Genomic DNA, 16,963 nt, shown 5'->3' with positions numbered 1-16,963 from the left:
ACGGGCGGGCTGGGCCAGCGATTCGGCGGGAACTGGATTGGTGAGCATGCTGGCCGCCTTCCTGGCTATATGGTGGGCTGCTTCGCGCGGAATCCCTCACCAAATTTCGCATCACCTTCGCAGACTCCGAAAGACGCCGCGGATCCGAGAGGTCACTAGGTGACCGAGCACAGTTGTTGCTCAACCCAATTCCAGTCGATCCGCTCCTGTTCAAGGCGAACCCGGTCACCCAACGCCGCCTCGACCAAATCCGTATAGAGGCCGAATTCGTCGACCGTCAGGCGGGTCAGCGCCGACCGCGCCGGGCGGTCTTCGGTCACCCACCGGTCGCGGTGCGTCAGCAAGGTCTCCCGGTCCATCAACACTGAACGGGTGTCCGGCAACCACGCCCGCAACCGGTCCAGGATCGCGAACCCGTGTGTGTCGATATCTCCCCAGTACACTACGTCAGCACCGCCCAGCCAGGGCAGTCGGCCTACGTTGTCGACGTCGAACCCTCTGCCCCACAGTACTATTCCATCCTTTGGGACTTTCACGCTCAGATAGCTGATCTCGTTCTCGACGATGATCGCCACCCGTGGTTGTACCGCAAGTTGGGCGAGCTCGTGAGTACGGACTGCGAGTTCGGTCAGCGCCGCGGGCAGACCCAACGAGGGAGACGGCCGCAGCCGGACCAGAGCAGGTTTGAGCCGCAGCCCGAGTTCGCTGATGAACCCCGACGAGGACGGTGCGACCCCCAGCATGGCCGCCAACTCCGGTCGGTGCCGCTCCACGAACTTCGTATCCACGCCCGGCGCGCTGATCTCACGGAGGTAGTGTCGGGACTGGCGGTGCGCGTCGAGCCATTCGTAGGCTGCTATCAGCTGGAGCATCTGCGGCGTCAACGCCAAAGCACGGTGCGGATTCTCAGTGATCCATTCCCGCACCCGGGGTTGCCGGCCTGACAACTCCAGGAGGTCGTCGAAACGACGCACTGTGCCGGTGACGCCGAGCAGCGTCCACACCTGTTCGCGTCGACGTAGCACCGCTCGGGCGGGTAGTTCGTTTCGGCCGATCTTTCTGCCGCCGACCGATTTCCACTCCAGCTCATAGCAGCTGTCGTCGCGCCGCCCGGCATCCAATGCGGCCACCCACTCTCGCACAGCGGCAATGTCATCGCCGATCGAGGCTGGTGTGGGGCCACGCAGCGGGAACTCGACCGGATCAAACGGTTCGGCCTTGGCGTGACCCGCGAGCAGCGAACCATCGTCCCATCGCCGCCTCAGCCTGGCGACGATATCCTCAACCGTGGTCCATGCGCGCGAATTCACCGTCGTGGCCGGTCTCGTCTGTCCCGGTATTCCTCGATGGTCATCGTCTGCAATCGTGAATAGGTTCCGGTCGGATTGTCGACGATGCCAATTGCTTTCACATAGGGCTCGATGACGTGCACCTTCTGCAAGGGTGTCACGATCAGCAGCTGCAGGCCTAGTGTCGCAAACAGATCGAGGGCATATCGTGTGGATACATCGGAACCCCTGCCGAAAGCCTCGTCGATGACAGCGAACCGGAAGTCACGTGACTGCTCGACGCCCCACTCCAGACCGAACTGGTAGGCCAGCGACGCCGCGAGAATGGTGTAGGCCAATTTCTCCTTCTGCCCACCGGACTTACCGTCGGAGTCGCTGTAGTGCTCCCACTCGAGATCGGTTTCGACATCACGCTCGGAGGCCGAGAACACAAACCAGTTACGCACATCGGTAACGCGACGGGTCCAGTTCTTGTCCGATTCGGCGTAACCGTCGCGACCCCGGAAGCGCTCGATAATTCGCTTCACGTCCAGAAAGCGCTGCTCGGAGTATTGGTCACCGTCGACGGTCAGCGTGTCGTTGGTGAGATTGCGGAGATCGGAACGAAACTGCGCGACGTCCTGATTGCTGGTCGGTTCCTTTTCCAGCTTGATGTATCGGCCCGGGTTGTAGGGCACTGCGCCCAGGGCGTCGTTGATTCGGTCGACACGCTCGTCGATGGCCGACGCCTGCCGACCCAACCAGTTGTTGAATCCCGCCAACTCTTGAATGGCATTCTTGTTGAGCTGTTCTTTGAACTCGCTCTCGAACCGGGGCAGGTCGTCGGTGGCGACCCGCTCCCGGAAGGCCAGGAAGTCTGCTCGGGATTCGACATTGACGTCCATGTCCGCCCGCAGCTCTTGCCATCGGTTCAGGACTGCCGTCATGTGCTGTGTCAGATTCAATGCGTGCCCGTTGAGCTGACCGGACAACCGCTCGATGCGCCGGTGCAGGTCATCGGACAATGCCGCCTCGGAGTCGGCGCAGTCCGCCGCACGGGCGGGCGGGCTATCCGCCAGTCGCGCGGTCAGGGCCGGGTACGACGCACGGGCCTTCTCCCGTTGATCCGGTGCATGCGCAGCGACGAACTCGTCGTCGCGGCTTCGCTCCTGCTTGGCCTGATTCATTCTCGATTGCGCGGTCGCCAACATGCCGGTGAGCTTCTTGATCAGATCCGTTACTGTGACCGCGTTCTCGGCGTTGCGCTCCAGCGCCTGCGTGATCTCCGCCAGCCGATTCGACCCGGCCTGAAGCCGAACCCTCTCGGCGTCATGCGCTTTCGCACGCGACTCGGCCTCGTCGGCGTCGAGATCTGCCCAGGAGCGGAACCCCTCGACACTCCGGAACGCATCCAGTCGACACTGCAGGGCGTCGCGTTCTTTTACCAGCCGCGCGGCTTGTGCCGCGGCCTCGTCACGTTGGCTTTCCAGCTCGGCCAGTTCCGCGCGCATCGCGGCGATCTTGCGTTCGTTGACCCAGCCCAGTACCCACCGTCTGGGGTCGTCGACCCGGTGCCGGTCGTCCTTCTCGTGCCGGTCCCCCGAGCGCACCTGACCCTCTCGGGTGACGGCACGACGCTCGGTGCGGAACTCGTCAAGTGTTGCTGCGCAGCGGAAGTCGGCGCGCTTCATCAGCTCGGCGCGCAGGTATTCCTCGAACTGCCCGTCTCGGACTTCGATGCAGTCGGCCAGCAACAAGCCGTCGTGTGCCGTCGGCTGCAGTCGTACCCGATGTTGGGGGACGCGTTCGTAGACCAGTTTGGCGCCGCGGCCGCCGACGGTGAGCCTGCGCCCGTTCACCCATGCGGTGACGGCGTCGTAGTGCCGCTGCGGCACCAGCAAGGACAGCGCGAACCCCCGCAGCACACGTTCTGCGGCGCCCCGCCACTGCGCGTGCTCGTCATGGACATCGAGCAACTCGCCGGCATATGGCAGGTCGTCCGGCGTCAACCCCAGCGCCGCGCACAACTCGGCCCGCACCACCACCTGCTCCTGTGGCAGGTTGTCGGTACGCTGCTCCAGGCTCGCGACCTCCTCGGCGATCACATCGCACCTGCGTTGGTGCTCCCGCTCGCGACCGATCGCGTCAACGGTCGCGGTGTCGAGGTCGCGTTTCTCACCGGTCAGCCGGGGGCGTTCGCCGGCGACCACGGCGCCGAGCGCGGCGAAGGCGTCACCGTCGGCGACGGGCTCCAGTCCGGCCTCTGCCACTGCGGCGTCGAACAAAGCCTTTGTCTGGCTTCGCGTTTTCGCCTGCTCGCGGGCGTCAGCGGCAAGTCGCTCCAGCTCGCCGATGCGGTCACCGCCCGCTTTGGCGCGCTCTTCGATCAGCGAGTCGCGCTCGCGGCCGAGCCTGCGCTGTTCGGCTTCGGCGGTGTCCAGTTGCGTCAGCAACGCCGCTCCGTCGGCTTCCAGCCGCGCGATCTCGTCGGTGAGCAACCCTGAGCGCAGCTCGGCGATGAACAGCCGGACCGCCGCGCGCTCGAGCTCCAAACCCGCACGTTCGGCTAGTGCCGCGTCGTATTTCGCTGCGGTGTCCACGATCGGTTGCAGCGCTTCGAGTTGCTCGCGGGCGCGTTTGACGGCGTCGTGCGCTTTGGTCAAATCTTCGAAATGTCCGATGATCTCGCGGACGCGTTCGGTCGAGTCGCTGGGTTCGAGCATGTGATCACGGACGAAATCGTTGAGATTCCCGACCGACTTCATCGATACCGTCTGGTGGAACAGTTCGAGGGCCTGCTCCGAGCGGATACCGAGCAGGCGGCGCAACGAGGTGGAGTACTTCGGGAACTCATCGAAGATCTCGGCCCCGGCGCCACGCAGCCGTCTGCGCAGTTCGCGCAGATCGGTGCCGAAGTCGGCGAAGTCGGTCGCGATGGACAGCTCCTTGGTGGCGGTCACGAAGAACCGGTAGGGCTGCCCGGTGCTCTCGCGCTGCTGGAACACCTGAGCCAGGGTGACCGTCTCGTCGTGACCGTGGTTGCGGAACACACCGAGAATCACCGAGTAGGTGCGCTTGTTCTCTCGTAGGCCTTTCGGACGGGATCTACCGGTTGATTCGTTGCGCTCGGATTTGTAGTGGCCCTCGACATAGGAGCGCAGCGTGCGCTCCTTGGCGTCGGCGCCGGCGGCCTTGTTGTAGGCGGCCTTGTGCGCGGGCACCAGCAATGTGGTGAGCGCGTCGACGATTGTCGATTTCCCTGATCCGATGTCGCCGGTCAGCAGCGCGGTGTCGGTGCCGGGGGTGAACCGCCAGGAATGGTCGTCAAACGTTCCCCAGTTGTAGACCTCGGCGTACTGGAGTCGGTACCCGGCCCCGGGTTGGGTTGCATCGCAGCGTGATTCAGTCATCGACGGTGGCCGCTCCGGCGTACTCGCGAAGTTTGGCGGCGAAATCATTGAGAGTCTGGGCGTCGACGTAGGCCTTGAGTATGCGTCGTACCTCCCAGTGATCGCGCTGACCACGAAGCTGACGCAGGAAACCGAGTTCGGCCGCCTTCTTGATGGTGGTCTCGGCCTGGTCGACGACGCGCGCGTCGTTGGTGGAGTCGGCCTGGAACAGCCGCAGCATCTCGACGATCTGCTCGGTGCTCAACACCAAGCGGCCCTCCCCGCCGCCGGTCTCGAACTCGACGAGCCGTTTGCGCAACAACACCAGCAGCAGACTGACGTTGTAGGTCAGGGCACGTCTGCGCACCAGTCGCGGCAACGCCTCCTCGCCGTCCTCCTCCGGACGTGAGCGCAGGTAGGCGTAGCCCTCGGTGTCGTCGATCACGACATCGACGCCGATGGTCGAGAAGTGGTCGCGGACACCGGCGCCCAGCCGTTCCAGCGTCAGCCAGGTGTCCTCATCGGAGGTGCGGTAGACGACGCCCTGCATGAGTCGGATGATGGCCGCGGCGACGGCACGTTCGTTGCTCATGGTTGTTGGCCCCCGTGCCGGCGCACCGTCACCTTCGGTAGCCGGGCGCGCTTGGTGACGTCGGGATGGGCCGGGTCGGGATAGTCCAGCACGGTCTCATCGGTGTCGTCCATGTCGACGCTGACGTCGTCGTCATTGAGGGCCAGATAGCCGACGATCTCCGCGGCGCCCTGCTCGATGGGATGCACCGCGATGACGTCGGACAGCAGCGCCGACGAGTTCTCCGGCAGGACGGCGCGGATGGTCTCGGCCAGCCGGACCTGGTCGACATAGGTCTGGGTGAACAGCAGGTCGGCGTCGACATTTTCGGTGCCGTCGGCGATACGGCTCTCGACGGCCACCGCGACCGGCGTTTGATAGAGCGGGCGCTCGAACGGCAGGGCGATGTCGATGCCCGGTTCATCGACCTCCAGCCCGAACGACGGCGGGGTGTCGCGGACGTCGAGGGCGGCGGCCTCGACGGCCCTCACCAGATCCAACACCCGCCGATTCTCCAGCCACACCTGGTCGTCGAGGAACCGGCGAAGCTGTTCGGAGATCTGGCGAACGGTGCGCTGGGCGCGGTCGGCAGCCTCGGACCAGTCGTGGTGGATACCCCTGATCCGCTCGTCGGCGTCGACGCTGTCCAGGGCGGTCACCTTGGCGAGCAGGTCGGCAAGCTCGGTTTGGCGCTGCTCGGAGAGCAGGAAGTCGAAGAAGGCCTGAAAGCTGCGCCCCTGGTCAGAGCCGGCAATCTCGGAGCGACTGCCGATCAGCTCGGCCAGCAGTTCCCCTTTGGATCCATCCCAGGCGGCGATCTTCTCCCGAGCGGCCCGGTCCAGCAGGCGGAAGTTCTCCTCGACCTCACGGAAATCGGACAACAACTCGCGCGCGGTGGTGGACAGCTGTTGGTAGCGGTCGCGGATTCCGGTGGCGTCCAAGATGGCGACGTGCCCTGCTTCCACCGCCGCGATCTCGGCGTCGAGTTCATCGCGGCGACGGCGCAGATCGGCAAGCCGGACTTCGGGCTCCGTCTCGGTGCCCTGCACAATCTGGCGCAGCAGTGCGATCACCGTGTGCAGCCGGGATTCGGTGCCCACGAAGGACCTGCCCTGCAGGCTGTGCACCCAGGCGTAGGCCTTCTCGAATGCCGGGGTGGCTTCGTAGTGGACCTCATCGTCGCCGGGCGGGTAGAACCTCCTGAGGTATCCGGCGTCGGTCGCGGCCCAGTCCTCCAGATACGCACGCGGCTGCTTCGGGTACCGCACCTCGTCGGCGTTCAGGGCGTAGAGGTGGTCGTCCAGGGCGTCGGCGAGCACACTGGCCGAGCATGCGCCGCGGTTGGCTTCGACGAAGAACTGGCCGAGGAAGGACAGGACCAGCGCGGCATTGCCCGCGCGCAACAGCCGCCAGGCGGGGTGTCGCTCGCGCAGCGTGGTGAGGGCCGAGTAGTCCACGACCTTGAGACTAGGTAGGCGCGGCGACAAGTTCCTACTGCGGATCGCCGGTTAACGCGTCAGAAGGTGCACCGCCCCGACCGGCCGCGGCGTACGGTGTCAGCGATATCGGGAGGTCAGGCGCATGGCAGATGTGTTGATCAGGGGTTTGTCAGACGCGGCCGTGGCACATATCGATGCCGCGGCCGCGGCACAAGGGCTGTCGCGGCAGGAGTATCTCAGGCGACGCTTCGAGGCCGAGCGCACTCATGGCGAGTCTCGCGGTCGGTTGACGATCGAGGATCTGCGCCGGGCGGCGGCAGCAGCTTCCGACCTTGATGACCCAGAGGTGATGGACCGCGCGTGGCGCTGAGATCGTGGCTGATCGACAAGTCGGCGCACACGCGACTCGCGGACTCACCCGACGTCGATAACTGAATGCAACGCATCGAACGCGGGCTGGTCCACATCAGCACGGTGACGTTCCTCGAGATCGGCTATTCGTTTCGCACAGCGGCGGAGGCGCACTTCGAAGTTGTCTCGCCGCCCTTGGCACTTATGCCCGTCGAGTACATGACGCCGGCCATCGAAGATCGCGTCCGTGAAGTACAGCTCATCCTCGCCGACCGCGGTTTGCACCGCGCGCCATCGATTCCCGACTTGCTCATCGCCGCCACGGCCGAAGTCGCCGGATTGACGGTTCTCGGCCTCGACAAGGATTTCAGCCTGATCGCACAGACTTCGGGTCAACCAGTAGAGGCGCTGCGGATTGCGTGACACCGCCCTACGGACGTCGCGGTCGTGCACCCGACCACGCGTCTCTCAGCGTCCCGTCACAGACACCAGCCGGTGAAGCGCCGCCCCGCTCGCAGAGCGCGTGCTCGCGACTCAAAGGAACGAGGAGCGCCCCACGTCACGTAGTGGCGCGCCGGAAGCGGTTCACGTACGCCGGCCAGTCCCAGGTTCTGAGGAACTCGGCAGCCGCCGCGTAGCCCTTGTCGTAGAGCGCGTCAGCCTCGGCGCGGGTGATGCCGAAGTCGAGGACGCCGACGTCGGTCGAGTCCACCTCGATGGCGCGCACCTTGACCCACGGTTGGTCGAGGTAGGCCTGGTCGTGGCCGACCAGCATGGTGGTGAGCAGACTTTCCAGGAACGTCGGCCCGTCCCACGGCAGCCGCAGGCCGGGAATGAGCTGTTCGGCGGTCGCGGCAGGCAGGTAGGGCAACACCGTCACCCCGAACGTCGGCCAGCGAGGCTCCGCGCCGTCGAGGCGGTCGAGCGAGTCGATCGGGAAATTCGACAGCACCCCGCCGTCGACCAGCGTGCAGCGTTGGCCGGCAGCGTCTTTCAGCGTGACCGGCCGGAACAGAAACGGTATCGACATCGAGGCCCGGACCGCGTCGGCGACGGACTGCTCGTCGGGGTCGAGGCCGTAGAGGCGCTCGTAGTCCCACGGCAGCCGCACCAGCTGACCGTTGGTCAGGTCGGCCACGGTGACCACCAGCCGGTACCGGCGCTCCGGCAACAGGCTGTCGTCGTCGATCGCCAGGTCACCGAAAGTGCTGACACCCAGGTTCTTCAGCTCACCGCGGATCCATTGGTGCGCGAAGTCGCCGCGGTAGATGCCCGGTCCCCCGCACCAGACCCCAGGTCGTACCGACCAGCGGGATGCGCTCGATCGGGCCGCTGTCGCTGAACCTGCGGTAGGGCACGTCCACCGCGAGGTCACGCAGCTGGTCGGCGGTGATCCCGCCGGCCTGGGTCGCCGCGGCCACCACCGAGCCGACCAGCGAGCCGGCCGAGGTTCCCGAGATGCGCTGGAGCGCATAGCCTGCGTCGCGCAGCGCACCGACCGCCCCGACCAGTCCGATCCCCTTGACCCCGCCGCCGGACAGCACGAGATCCGCGCGGTGCGAATTCCGCTTCGCAGTCATGACTCCAGGCTGACACGCGCCGCGTTCCGACCGCAGCCGCTACGGCGAATTCACCGAAATGTGGGATTGATCAAACCTGACCGCCGTCCGGGTCGATCGACGCCTCAGCGCACCGGCGGTTCACGCAGATCTTCTGTCACCATCCCTCCACGCGAGGGCAGCGATGGTCTGTGCGGTCAAGCGCTCGCGGATTCCACTTCGCTCGTGCGCAAACGGGATGAAAGCCCGCAGCAGGTCGGGCACATCCAGGAGCACCTTCAGCGCGTGCCTACTCTCCAACAGCGGTGATCCGAGAACCTGTTCCACGCGCGCCGCGCTCCAGCGGAAAGGGTCTGCCGTCCCCGATTCCATGAGTTCGCGTAGGAGGTCCCGGTGGTCGTGACTGTTGTAGACGGCTCCGGCCTCGGACGCAAAGAACTCATCGAGCAGCGCCTCGGTCGCGGCGTGATCCCAACTCGGTGGCCGATACATATCGCCGCCGTCGGGCAGTCGACTGACCAACCACTTCACCAACGGCCGGCAATCGGGCCATGACGCGGTCTCCCGAAAGAAGAATGGCCGCCTCAACCCATAGTCGATCCAGACCCGTGCATCGGCGAGGGTCATGTCGGAGGGTGAGACGTCAGGACCGGATAGCTCGGCCACGACATCGTCGAGCTTCGCGACACAAACTGCAGCATCGGCAATCTCATAGTCGTCGAGGTGATCGATCCAAACCCCACACGTTGCTTCCTGACCGTCGACGAGTCGGGCCCCGAGCAGGATCTGGTCGAAGTCTCCGAGGACGTGCGTGAGGCGCACGGCGCGGTACACGTCGACGTCGCGCAGTGCGGCCACCCACGGCACCAACGGACCGCTGTAGGCGTCCAACGCTTCCCGGAAGCGCAACTGCTGTTCGCCGTCCAGCAGTTCGGCGAACAGCGCTACGGCGGACGCGGACTCTGGGGTGGGGTCGTCGACGAGGCTCTTGATGAGGTAGTCGAAGTCGAGTAGATCTTCCTGGTGGGAACGGAAGTTCGCCAACGGGTCGGGCTTCGCTGCCTCGACCTGCTTGCTGGCGTACACCAGAAAACTCCATGGGCTCAGATGTCTCGTCTGGTCCTGTTGCGGAGGGTCAGGAGGCGGTTCAGAGCCTGCGTCAGCGCGACGTTTCCGTGCCCGCTGTGCGTTCCGACGCGCCTGCTTGGCTTTGTGTCGTCTGTGTCTGTCAGTCATGGCGCGGACGCTACCTGGGAGCAGTGACATGTCGGACCGCCCAATTACCGTCCATCTCAACGTCTTGGGGAGGAGACGCAGATGGCACCTGAACCACCGGGGGACGTACCGGCGATGCTGAACGGCGAGATGTCGTCCGGCGTCACGCCGACGGCGGCTCCTCTGTTTGTGGCGACGGACGGCTCGGTGCGCAAGAGGATAATCGCCGGCTCCGCCTGGCTCGCATCGTCTGGCGAGTACGGACTGGACGCTGTTCGGCACTCGACAAAGATGCACGGCTCAGCGGTGGTGCTGGTGGCCGAGGTACGCGCGATCGGCGCTGCCGTGCGGAAACTGTGCGGTCGCGACATGACGATCTACAGCGACAATGCCGCCGCGGTGGAGCTCGTAAATCGGTGGATGGACGGTCACGACGTGCTGCCGAAGAGATATCCGGCCTATCGCGAAAGCGGCAAGACACCTGGACTCGTCCGCATTCGGCACACGATCTACGAGCATCGGGATCAGATCACGGTGCACTGGGTCAAGGGCCATTCAGGTGAGCCGCTCAACGAAGGTGCGCACCGCCTGGCACGGCTGGCCTCGCGCTTCAAACTCCGCGACGGCACGCTCAATCGTGACGAGTACCGCTGCCGCGCCGAGGATTTGGCTGACACGTATTCCCGCGAGTTCAACCGCCGACGCACCGGCGACGCTCAGCTCACCGGCGGTCAGGCCCCGCACACCACCTTGGGGATCGGGTCATAGCGCACGGTGTGGGATTCTCGGCGGGTATCTCCGGTGACGATGTCACGCAGGGTGCGGGTGTCGGTGATGGTGAATCCCGGTGCGCCGCTGCTGGCGCTGCACGACTCCCCTGCCGGGATCGTGATCGTCCTCGGGCTCGTCGGCGCCGAGCGCGGACTCTGCGCCGACGTCACCTCGTAGCGTTTGATCCCCACCAACTGGACGGTGATCGCCGACGACGTCCACGTGGTCTGGATCTGCACCGGCGTCGGTCCGTCGTTGCGGAACTTGACGTCGATGGCGTCGCCGAACACGGTGGCCTCCCGGCCCGCCGGATAGCGGCTGATGTAGTAGCTGTGCTCCTGATGCTCGACGAGTTCCATGCCCGCGAAGTACGCGGCGTTGAACAGCGTGGTGGCCACCTGGGACACGCCGCCGCCGACGCCGCTGTCCGGTCTGCCGTTCAGGATGATGCCGGCCTCGACGTAACCGTTGGCGGCAGTGCGCGGGTTGGTGGCGCCGTTGAGGCTGAACGTCTCCCCGGGGGCGACGACGATGCCGTCGATGGCGCCCGCGGCGCGTTTGATGTTCACGCCGGAGTCACCGGAGAACCCGGACGTCTGGAATTCGCCGATGACCTCGACGGGGCCGAGCGCGTCGAGGTCGGCGGTGGTGAACGTCGCCGGCTCGTCCACATAGACGGCCGCGACCTCGCGGTCGGTGGTGTCGGTCAACACGTCCATCAGGTCGGCGAGGGTGTCGTCGTAGTCGATGCGACGGCCATCCTGCGACGGCACCTTCGCCGGCGGGGACGCGGTGAAGTCGATGGTCGCGTCGCGCCGCGGGACCTCCGAGGCGGCTAGCTGGGGCCGCGCCGCGTCGGCGATGACGTTCTGGTCGACGGTGGCCACGATGTCGCCGTCGTCGACGTCGAAGGTCAGGGCCGTGGCGATGACGTTCTCGGAGATGACGGCGCGGGCGTCGTCCTCGCCGGTGATGACCAGCGGCCCGGACACCGCGGGCGCTGCGATGTCGGCGACGGCGGCCTCGACGTCCGACGCTGTTGTGCGGGGCTCCAATTCGACCATCGGCAGGTCGACGGTGCTGCCGGTGGCCCAGTCACGCTTGAGCACTTCGGTGGCAGCGTCCACGTCGAGACGGCGGCCGGCCTCCGGGTTGACGCCGACGGGCTCGCGGGCCGCGAACCGCACCGTGCCCTCAACTGGATCCTGGGCGACGCGGGCGGCCAGTCCGTCGATCGCGGCGGTGAGCGCCGCGTCATCGGCGGTGGAGACGACGCCGATCTCCCGGGTGGTGAAGAACGACGACAGCCGGGTGATCGGGTTCAGCGGCTGCGCGCCGGCCTGGTCGACGGTGGCGCGCCAGTCGACGGACAGGCCGGCCGCCGTCGGGTCAATCTCGCGGCGCTCGGGTCCGGCGGTGACGGGGACCGGTCGGGTGGTGCGTGGGGAGACTGCGGCACGCAGTTGCTCCTCGGCGTCGGTCAGCGTCATACCACCGATGGGCACCCTTGCAGCGGTGGTCCCTCGGACCACCCGGTCTTTGCTGTACAGCAGATCGCCGAGGTATGCGGCGGCCAGCAGCGCGAACGGGGCGACGATGAGGGTCAGCAGTAGCTGTCGACGGCGGGGCCTTGGGGGTTCGACGGGTGCGGTCGCGGCGATGACCTGTGGTTGCGCTCTGTCGGCCCGCATAGCTTTTCGATCCTTAACCCATCGCTCGCGCTGCTCTCGCACACGTCGGCACGCAGCGCACTGCCGCCAGCCTAGCGATTCGAATTGGGCGGTGCCTTGGCGCGACCGGGCGACAGGCGCTTTCCGGGGCACCGTTCGCGGCTTGCTGTCGTTTGCTGCCGTCGTGCGGAACCGCAGATGTCAGACCCCGCTTCTATCGTGATGACTCCACGATCCGGCCTGGGGAGGAGACGGAGATGGCATCGAAGGGGCGCTATTCGCAGCCGAGCGACGGCTCGGTGTTCTGCGCCATCCTGCTGCTGCTCCTCGCGGTCGGGTTCGTCATCAAGTACATCTGGTGGTTCGTCGGCGGCGCGGCGCTCGTGGGTGTGTTCGCCGGGATCTATTGGCTCGCGCAGAAGGCCGAAAAGGAACGCCGGCTGGAGGCGGACGAGGCGGCCGAGCGGGAGTTCGAGATGACTCGCCGCGCCGAGCGGCAGAAGCGGTGGACGCTGATCGGCGACAAGCGGGCCATCTACGGGGAGGACGGCGCCCAGGCCATGCGCAAGGTCACCGACGACCCGGACGTCGATGCTGAAGCTGAACCGGCGCAGGATGATTCGTCGGTCGCGCGGTTGGCTACCACACCGGCCGAGCTGGATGCGCTGGCGCGGGACAAACCGAAGGCTTGGGAGCAGGCGTTGTTCGTATCGGTCCTGGTGCAGCGGGCGGCGCCGCTGCAGTCACGGTTGCGGGACAGCGAACTCGGCTTCACGTCGCCCAGTTCGGGTGTCCGGCTGTCGCCGGGGCATTTGGCGTCCACGGTGGTGGGTCTCATCGACGAGATGATCAGGACCGCCGAACAGTTGCACGGGTTCATGTCGGCGCCGGCGTTCATGGCGGCGTTCACGGGCAAGGGTGATGAGGAGGCTGATCCGGAGGCGATCAAGCACATTGCGCATCGCACGATGGACTACCTGGAACGGTTCCTGGAGCTCTCGGAACGCTGCCGGGCGCTGCCGGTGCGATCCGAGCACGTCGACATCGTCGCCGATTGCGCGCGCATGCTTGACGATCCGTTGGCGAGCTATCGGGAGTTCATCGCGGACTTCGTCGACATCATCGAGGCGCTTCCGAGGGTGCTCAAGCACACCACCGGCCCGGTCGACATGGGTTCTCTCGGACTGTATTTGAAGATCGACGACAAGCGGCACTCGCACATTCTCAAGCGGCTCGACGCGATCACCAAGGCGTAGCCGCGATCGGCAAGTTCGACAGCACTCCCCCGTCGACCAGCGTGCAGCGTTGGCCGCGAGCGCCTTTCAGCGTGACCGGCCGGACCAGGAACGGTATCGACATCGAGACGCGGACCGCGTCGGCGACGGAGTGTTCGTCGGGGTCCAGCCCGTGAAGGGCGCCTGTAGTCCCGCGGCCGTACCAATTGGCTCGTGGTCAGGTTGGCCAGGGTGACGACAGGTTGGTAACGGCGCTCCGCGAGCAGGTTGTCGTCGTCGACGACCAGGTCACCGAACGTCGAGTTTGCCCATCTTGTGCCCCATCCTCGTCATAATGCGTTGGTGCAGGTGTACCTGGCCGGGGCGATAGCGAGGTCCGTCGGTGACCTCTGAGGCGGTGGACCCGCTGATGCTCGGCCAGCGGGTGGTCGCGATTCTTGAGACCGGCCTGCGGACGGCGACGTACAAGCTGGCGACGCTGATGGCCCTCATCGAGCACTGCATCGAGAACCTGCCCGAGAACCCTGACGACACACTTCGGGTGCCGATTCCCGCGCTGGCGCACCGGGTGTTGGAGACCTACTGGCGGCAAGTACGACCGTTCGACGGGCATGAGCTGCGGCAGTCGACACAACCGCGCGCACGGATACTGATCGCCACCAACGAGTTCCGCACCGCCTCCGGCCAGGCCGGCTCGGTGGAGATCGCGCAACTGCGGGCACCGGTCGCCTACCAGAAGGCAATCGACGAGATCGTGCTGTGCCTCGCGCAACAGCCGTTGCACCGCTTGCAAAGGCTGCCCGGCGCGACGGGCAGCGACCCGTTCCTCTACGACGACGGTTTTCTGCATGACCATGTGTCACGCTCAACGCTGCGCGCGCACGGTGACGCGATCGAACTCCGGCCCGGGGTCGCGGCCGGACTGGCACGCCTGGCCGGCCTGTTGAAGCCGGCCCTGGAGATCATGTGGGTCGAGGACGTGCGCCGGATGAACAGGTTTCTCGACGCGGAGGTCCCCGACGTCGCCGGTCACCTGTTCGGGCGCGAACGGACTGCCCTGGCGGCGGTGCGTGAACCGTTCAAGGAGGCATTCGGACCGCACTGCTTCTACTGCCACACCCATTTGCCCGCGAACAACCCCATCGACCACGTCCTGCCGTGGTCCCTTGTGGGTATTGATGGACTGTCGAATCTGGTGTTGTCGTGCGCGCGATGCAACGGCGACAAGAGCGGAGCCCTTCCCGCGGTCCGCTTGGTCGACCGCGTACTGCAGCGCGACCAGGAGGTTCTGGAGGACATCGCTACCACGTTGCAGTGGCCGACCCAGCACCAGCGCGTCATCGCCGCCGCTCGAGGCATCTACCGCGGCCAGCCTCCGGGCGTGCCGACGTGGGCGGGATACAAGCAGCGGGAGCGCTTGGACGTCAGCTTTCCGACGTGGTGGGCGTAGGCGGCACCGATCGGCGCGGCAGGCATCTCATCCCAGGACCAGCGCCACGCCTCCGGCCTGAAGTTCGTCGAACGAGTAGCTCAACTCGCCCCGCTTCCCCACCGCTGTTGGCCGTCGCTCAGGATGCAGACGATGGCGTCACTGTGGATGCAGACGTGATTTCGGGGGTCGGTCTGCATTGTGACGGGGTAATCGTCGCGGCGACGCGGTGGTCGTCATGGTGACGACTGTCGGCAGGCATGGTGATGACGCCCCCGGCGGCAGCGCGGGGACGTCGGAGGGTCAGCCGGGTGGCGCCAGAAGGCGGCCGCGGGTGTACATCCCGATCAGGGTCCACGGCGGCTCACCGAGGGCGTAGCGGCGGCGGTCCCAGTAGGCCGCTGCCGACAACAGCGACAGCGCGTGGTGCAACATGTTCCCTCGGTAGCGCAGCGCGGTGAACGTGTCGGGGTCCAGGGCGAGCAGCTGCTCGGTCCCGTCGCGTGCGAGACGGTCCAGGTGCTCTGGCGGTAGTCGGCGAAGCCAGCGGCGCACGGTGGACACCGGCCGCCCCATGGTCGCCGCGATACGCCGGTGTCCGAGTCCATTTGCTTTGTGCAGCAATGCTGTTCCAATCACTGCGGTGGTGTCGGCATGGCGTGGCTGCAGAGCGGCGGGCATCACGATATGCGTTGACGAGCAGGACCGGCATCGCGTGCGGCGGGGGCGCACCGTGATCGTGGTCCCGTCGTGATCGCGCACGGAGCGCCGCCTGCCGTAGCCCCAAGAAGTCAGCTGGCCGTCGCGGCACCGCGGGCAGCGGAGTTCGCCGGCGGCGAGCAGTTTCTCGGCCAGTTCGCCGGTGCGCGCGACGATCACCGCAGAGCCAGTCCATGATCCACCAGCCTTACCTATCACCCGGGAACCGGGATAGGGGTCAGTTCGTGTTGGGCGACCGCAGAATCGACGCGTCCGCCGTCACCGATTGTGACGATCTCGGGATTCGGCATCGCGCCGGAGCCGAAATGGACTCTGCGCGAGCAGACCAGCGCGGGGTCCGTTCGTGGGCACGCTGATGATGCAGACGACCGCCGTCCCCGACCCGGGATTTCGACAACTTCAATGACGATCACCCCCGCCGTGGTCGTCACACAGAGGGACGGTCAACACCCACCGCCACGACGTAGCGCTCCTGGCCTTCAGTCACGTCGAAGGTGAAGCCGAAGGTGCATCGGAACCGTCCGCCCTTGCCCTCCTCCAGGTACGTGGTCGTGAGGATCTCGCCCTTGCCGTTCTTCACCGTCACCGGGGTTCCGGGATTGACGTCGGAATACCCGCCCGCTCCGACGCACGACGAGCCGTCGACTTCAATCGCCGGGAAGTACGGGTTGGGGTCGTCGTCGTTGAGCGTGAAGCTGCCCGAGATCGTCGCGGTCTGCAGCACGTGGAAGCCGTCGACGAACTGTGGGCAGAAGTACTGCACCGCAACCTCGTCGGCCGGCATCCCCTGCTGCGGGCCGCCGTCCTCGAGGGTCCTGCACACCTGCTTGCCGTGCGCGACAGCGTTGGCGTCGGAATTGAACTCGCCCGAGAACCCGGACTGCTTGAGCGCCACCAGGTAGCGTTCGTCCACTGTCGTCCGGTCGCGGTGGAGGTAGGCATACGTTCCCACCCCGGCGCCGACCAGCACCAGCAGAGCCAGGACCGCCGCGGCGACGATCCACCACCGCCGTCCCGTTCGAGCTTCGACCGGTGTCGACATTGGTCCAGCGCTAGACATTTCGAGCCGATGCTTTCCCATCGGGTCCAACGCCTCGACGCCGCCGTCGCGGATCAGATCGGTGGGCTGTCCACCGACGAAGTAGCGGCCCTCGTGCCGACCGGTCGGATCCGGGTGCCAACCGGCACCCACACCCGCTCCGCCGGACACGACGTAAGCCGACTCGTGCCAGGTGCCGCCCACGTTGACCGCTCCGCACGCGGTGCACCGCATCGTGTCGGTGAGCTCGCCACCGCAGAACACACAGAAGCCCATCCCCGACCTACTTCCGATACACCGTGGTGCC

The 16,963-nt window shown here is 66.1% G+C and carries 12 protein-coding genes and 3 pseudogenes; 5 read left to right on the top strand and 10 right to left on the bottom strand.

The window, feature by feature from the left end; genetic code table 11:
- Positions 1–155: 155 nt before the first annotated feature.
- Genes KXD97_RS12465 through KXD97_RS12450 form a run of 4 tightly spaced genes read right to left on the bottom strand, consistent with a single transcriptional unit; the run spans position 156 to position 6,685 of the window.
- Complete coding sequence (locus tag KXD97_RS12465; protein ID WP_260757068.1) at positions 156–1,310, bottom strand: Wadjet anti-phage system protein JetD domain-containing protein; 1,155 nt, start codon at positions 1,308–1,310, stop codon at positions 156–158.
- Positions 1,307–4,678: an ATP-binding protein gene (locus KXD97_RS12460; RefSeq protein WP_260757067.1), complete on the bottom strand. Its 3,372-nt coding sequence runs from the start codon at positions 4,676–4,678 to the stop codon at positions 1,307–1,309. Before KXD97_RS12460 ends, KXD97_RS12465 begins: the two co-directional genes overlap by 4 nt.
- Complete coding sequence (locus KXD97_RS12455) at positions 4,671–5,249, bottom strand: DUF4194 domain-containing protein (protein ID WP_011778402.1); 579 nt, start codon at positions 5,247–5,249, stop codon at positions 4,671–4,673. The genes KXD97_RS12460 and KXD97_RS12455 overlap by 8 nt, the downstream gene beginning before the upstream one ends.
- Entirely contained in the window at positions 5,246–6,685 is a 1,440-nt protein-coding gene (locus KXD97_RS12450) for a DUF3375 domain-containing protein (protein ID WP_260757066.1), read from the bottom strand. The genes KXD97_RS12455 and KXD97_RS12450 overlap by 4 nt, the downstream gene beginning before the upstream one ends.
- 124 nt (positions 6,686–6,809) lie before the next feature.
- Here KXD97_RS12450 and KXD97_RS12445 point away from each other — a divergent pair, with 124 nt between their 5' ends.
- Together KXD97_RS12445 and KXD97_RS12440 are read left to right on the top strand one after the other, a co-directional pair.
- Positions 6,810–7,037 carry a hypothetical protein gene (locus KXD97_RS12445; protein ID WP_105387169.1) on the top strand — a complete coding sequence of 76 codons (228 nt, stop codon included), beginning with the start codon at positions 6,810–6,812 and terminating at the stop codon, positions 7,035–7,037.
- Positions 7,028–7,441 (top strand): annotated as a pseudogene (locus KXD97_RS12440) (PIN domain-containing protein). Before KXD97_RS12445 ends, KXD97_RS12440 begins: the two are co-directional and overlap by 10 nt.
- Before the next feature lie 136 nt (positions 7,442–7,577).
- Here the strand turns inward: KXD97_RS12440 and KXD97_RS12435 are convergent.
- Both KXD97_RS12435 and KXD97_RS12430 read right to left on the bottom strand, forming a co-directional pair.
- A pseudogene (locus KXD97_RS12435) lies at positions 7,578–8,598 on the bottom strand (patatin-like phospholipase family protein).
- Between the two features lie 120 nt (positions 8,599–8,718).
- A complete protein-coding gene (locus KXD97_RS12430; RefSeq protein WP_260757062.1) occupies positions 8,719–9,663 on the bottom strand; it encodes a hypothetical protein in 945 nt (314 codons plus the stop codon).
- Between the two features lie 231 nt (positions 9,664–9,894).
- Between KXD97_RS12430 and KXD97_RS12425 the strand changes: the two genes are divergently transcribed.
- Positions 9,895–10,560 (top strand): RNase H family protein, encoded by a 666-nt coding sequence (locus tag KXD97_RS12425; RefSeq protein WP_260757061.1) that lies wholly within the window; start codon positions 9,895–9,897, stop codon positions 10,558–10,560.
- Here KXD97_RS12425 and KXD97_RS12420 read toward each other — a convergent pair.
- Positions 10,524–12,254 (bottom strand): VanW family protein, encoded by a 1,731-nt coding sequence (locus tag KXD97_RS12420; protein WP_260757060.1) that lies wholly within the window; start codon positions 12,252–12,254, stop codon positions 10,524–10,526. The genes KXD97_RS12425 and KXD97_RS12420 overlap by 37 nt on opposite strands.
- Positions 12,255–12,490: 236 nt before the next feature.
- Between KXD97_RS12420 and KXD97_RS12415 the strand changes: the two genes are divergently transcribed.
- Entirely contained in the window at positions 12,491–13,489 is a 999-nt protein-coding gene (locus KXD97_RS12415; RefSeq protein WP_260757059.1) for a hypothetical protein, read from the top strand.
- A gap of 4 nt (positions 13,490–13,493) precedes the next feature.
- On the opposite strand, the pseudogene KXD97_RS12410 reads toward KXD97_RS12415, so the two are convergent.
- Positions 13,494–13,770: pseudogene (locus KXD97_RS12410) on the bottom strand (patatin-like phospholipase family protein); the annotation flags it as partial.
- A gap of 107 nt (positions 13,771–13,877) precedes the next feature.
- Here KXD97_RS12410 and KXD97_RS12405 point away from each other — a divergent pair.
- On the top strand, positions 13,878–14,918 hold the full coding sequence (locus KXD97_RS12405) for an HNH endonuclease (RefSeq protein WP_260757940.1): 1,041 nt from the start codon (positions 13,878–13,880) through the stop codon (positions 14,916–14,918).
- Positions 14,919–15,200: 282 nt separating this feature from the next.
- Here the strand turns inward: KXD97_RS12405 and KXD97_RS12400 are convergent, their stop codons facing one another.
- Both KXD97_RS12400 and KXD97_RS12395 read right to left on the bottom strand, forming a co-directional pair.
- Entirely contained in the window at positions 15,201–15,776 is a 576-nt protein-coding gene (locus KXD97_RS12400) for a DUF6431 domain-containing protein (protein WP_260751629.1), read from the bottom strand.
- Between the two features lie 268 nt (positions 15,777–16,044).
- Positions 16,045–16,932 (bottom strand): DUF732 domain-containing protein, encoded by an 888-nt coding sequence (locus KXD97_RS12395; protein ID WP_260757058.1) that lies wholly within the window; start codon positions 16,930–16,932, stop codon positions 16,045–16,047.
- Between the last annotated feature and the right edge of the window lie 31 nt (positions 16,933–16,963).

It is taken from the genome of Mycobacterium sp. SMC-8, from assembly GCF_025263565.1.
Classification (GTDB): Bacteria; Actinomycetota; Actinomycetes; order Mycobacteriales; family Mycobacteriaceae; genus Mycobacterium.
The sequence above is the reverse complement of the archived record's forward strand: the minus strand, read 5'-3'. Positions and strand labels throughout refer to the sequence as shown.

Excerpts from the sequence above, each read along its gene's own strand:
- KXD97_RS12460 (WP_260757067.1), bottom strand. The coding sequence starts at position 4,678 with ATGACTGAATCACGCTGCGATGCAACCCAACCCGGGGCCGGGTACCGA.
- KXD97_RS12455 (WP_011778402.1), bottom strand. The coding sequence starts at position 5,249 with ATGAGCAACGAACGTGCCGTCGCCGCGGCCATCATCCGACTCATGCAG.
- KXD97_RS12445 (WP_105387169.1), top strand. The coding sequence starts at position 6,810 with ATGGCAGATGTGTTGATCAGGGGTTTGTCAGACGCGGCCGTGGCACAT.
- KXD97_RS12425 (WP_260757061.1), top strand. The coding sequence starts at position 9,895 with ATGGCACCTGAACCACCGGGGGACGTACCGGCGATGCTGAACGGCGAG.
- KXD97_RS12420 (WP_260757060.1), bottom strand. The coding sequence starts at position 12,254 with ATGCGGGCCGACAGAGCGCAACCACAGGTCATCGCCGCGACCGCACCC.
- KXD97_RS12415 (WP_260757059.1), top strand. The coding sequence starts at position 12,491 with ATGGCATCGAAGGGGCGCTATTCGCAGCCGAGCGACGGCTCGGTGTTC.
- KXD97_RS12405 (WP_260757940.1), top strand. The coding sequence starts at position 13,878 with ATGCTCGGCCAGCGGGTGGTCGCGATTCTTGAGACCGGCCTGCGGACG.
- KXD97_RS12395 (WP_260757058.1), bottom strand. The coding sequence starts at position 16,932 with ATGGGCTTCTGTGTGTTCTGCGGTGGCGAGCTCACCGACACGATGCGG.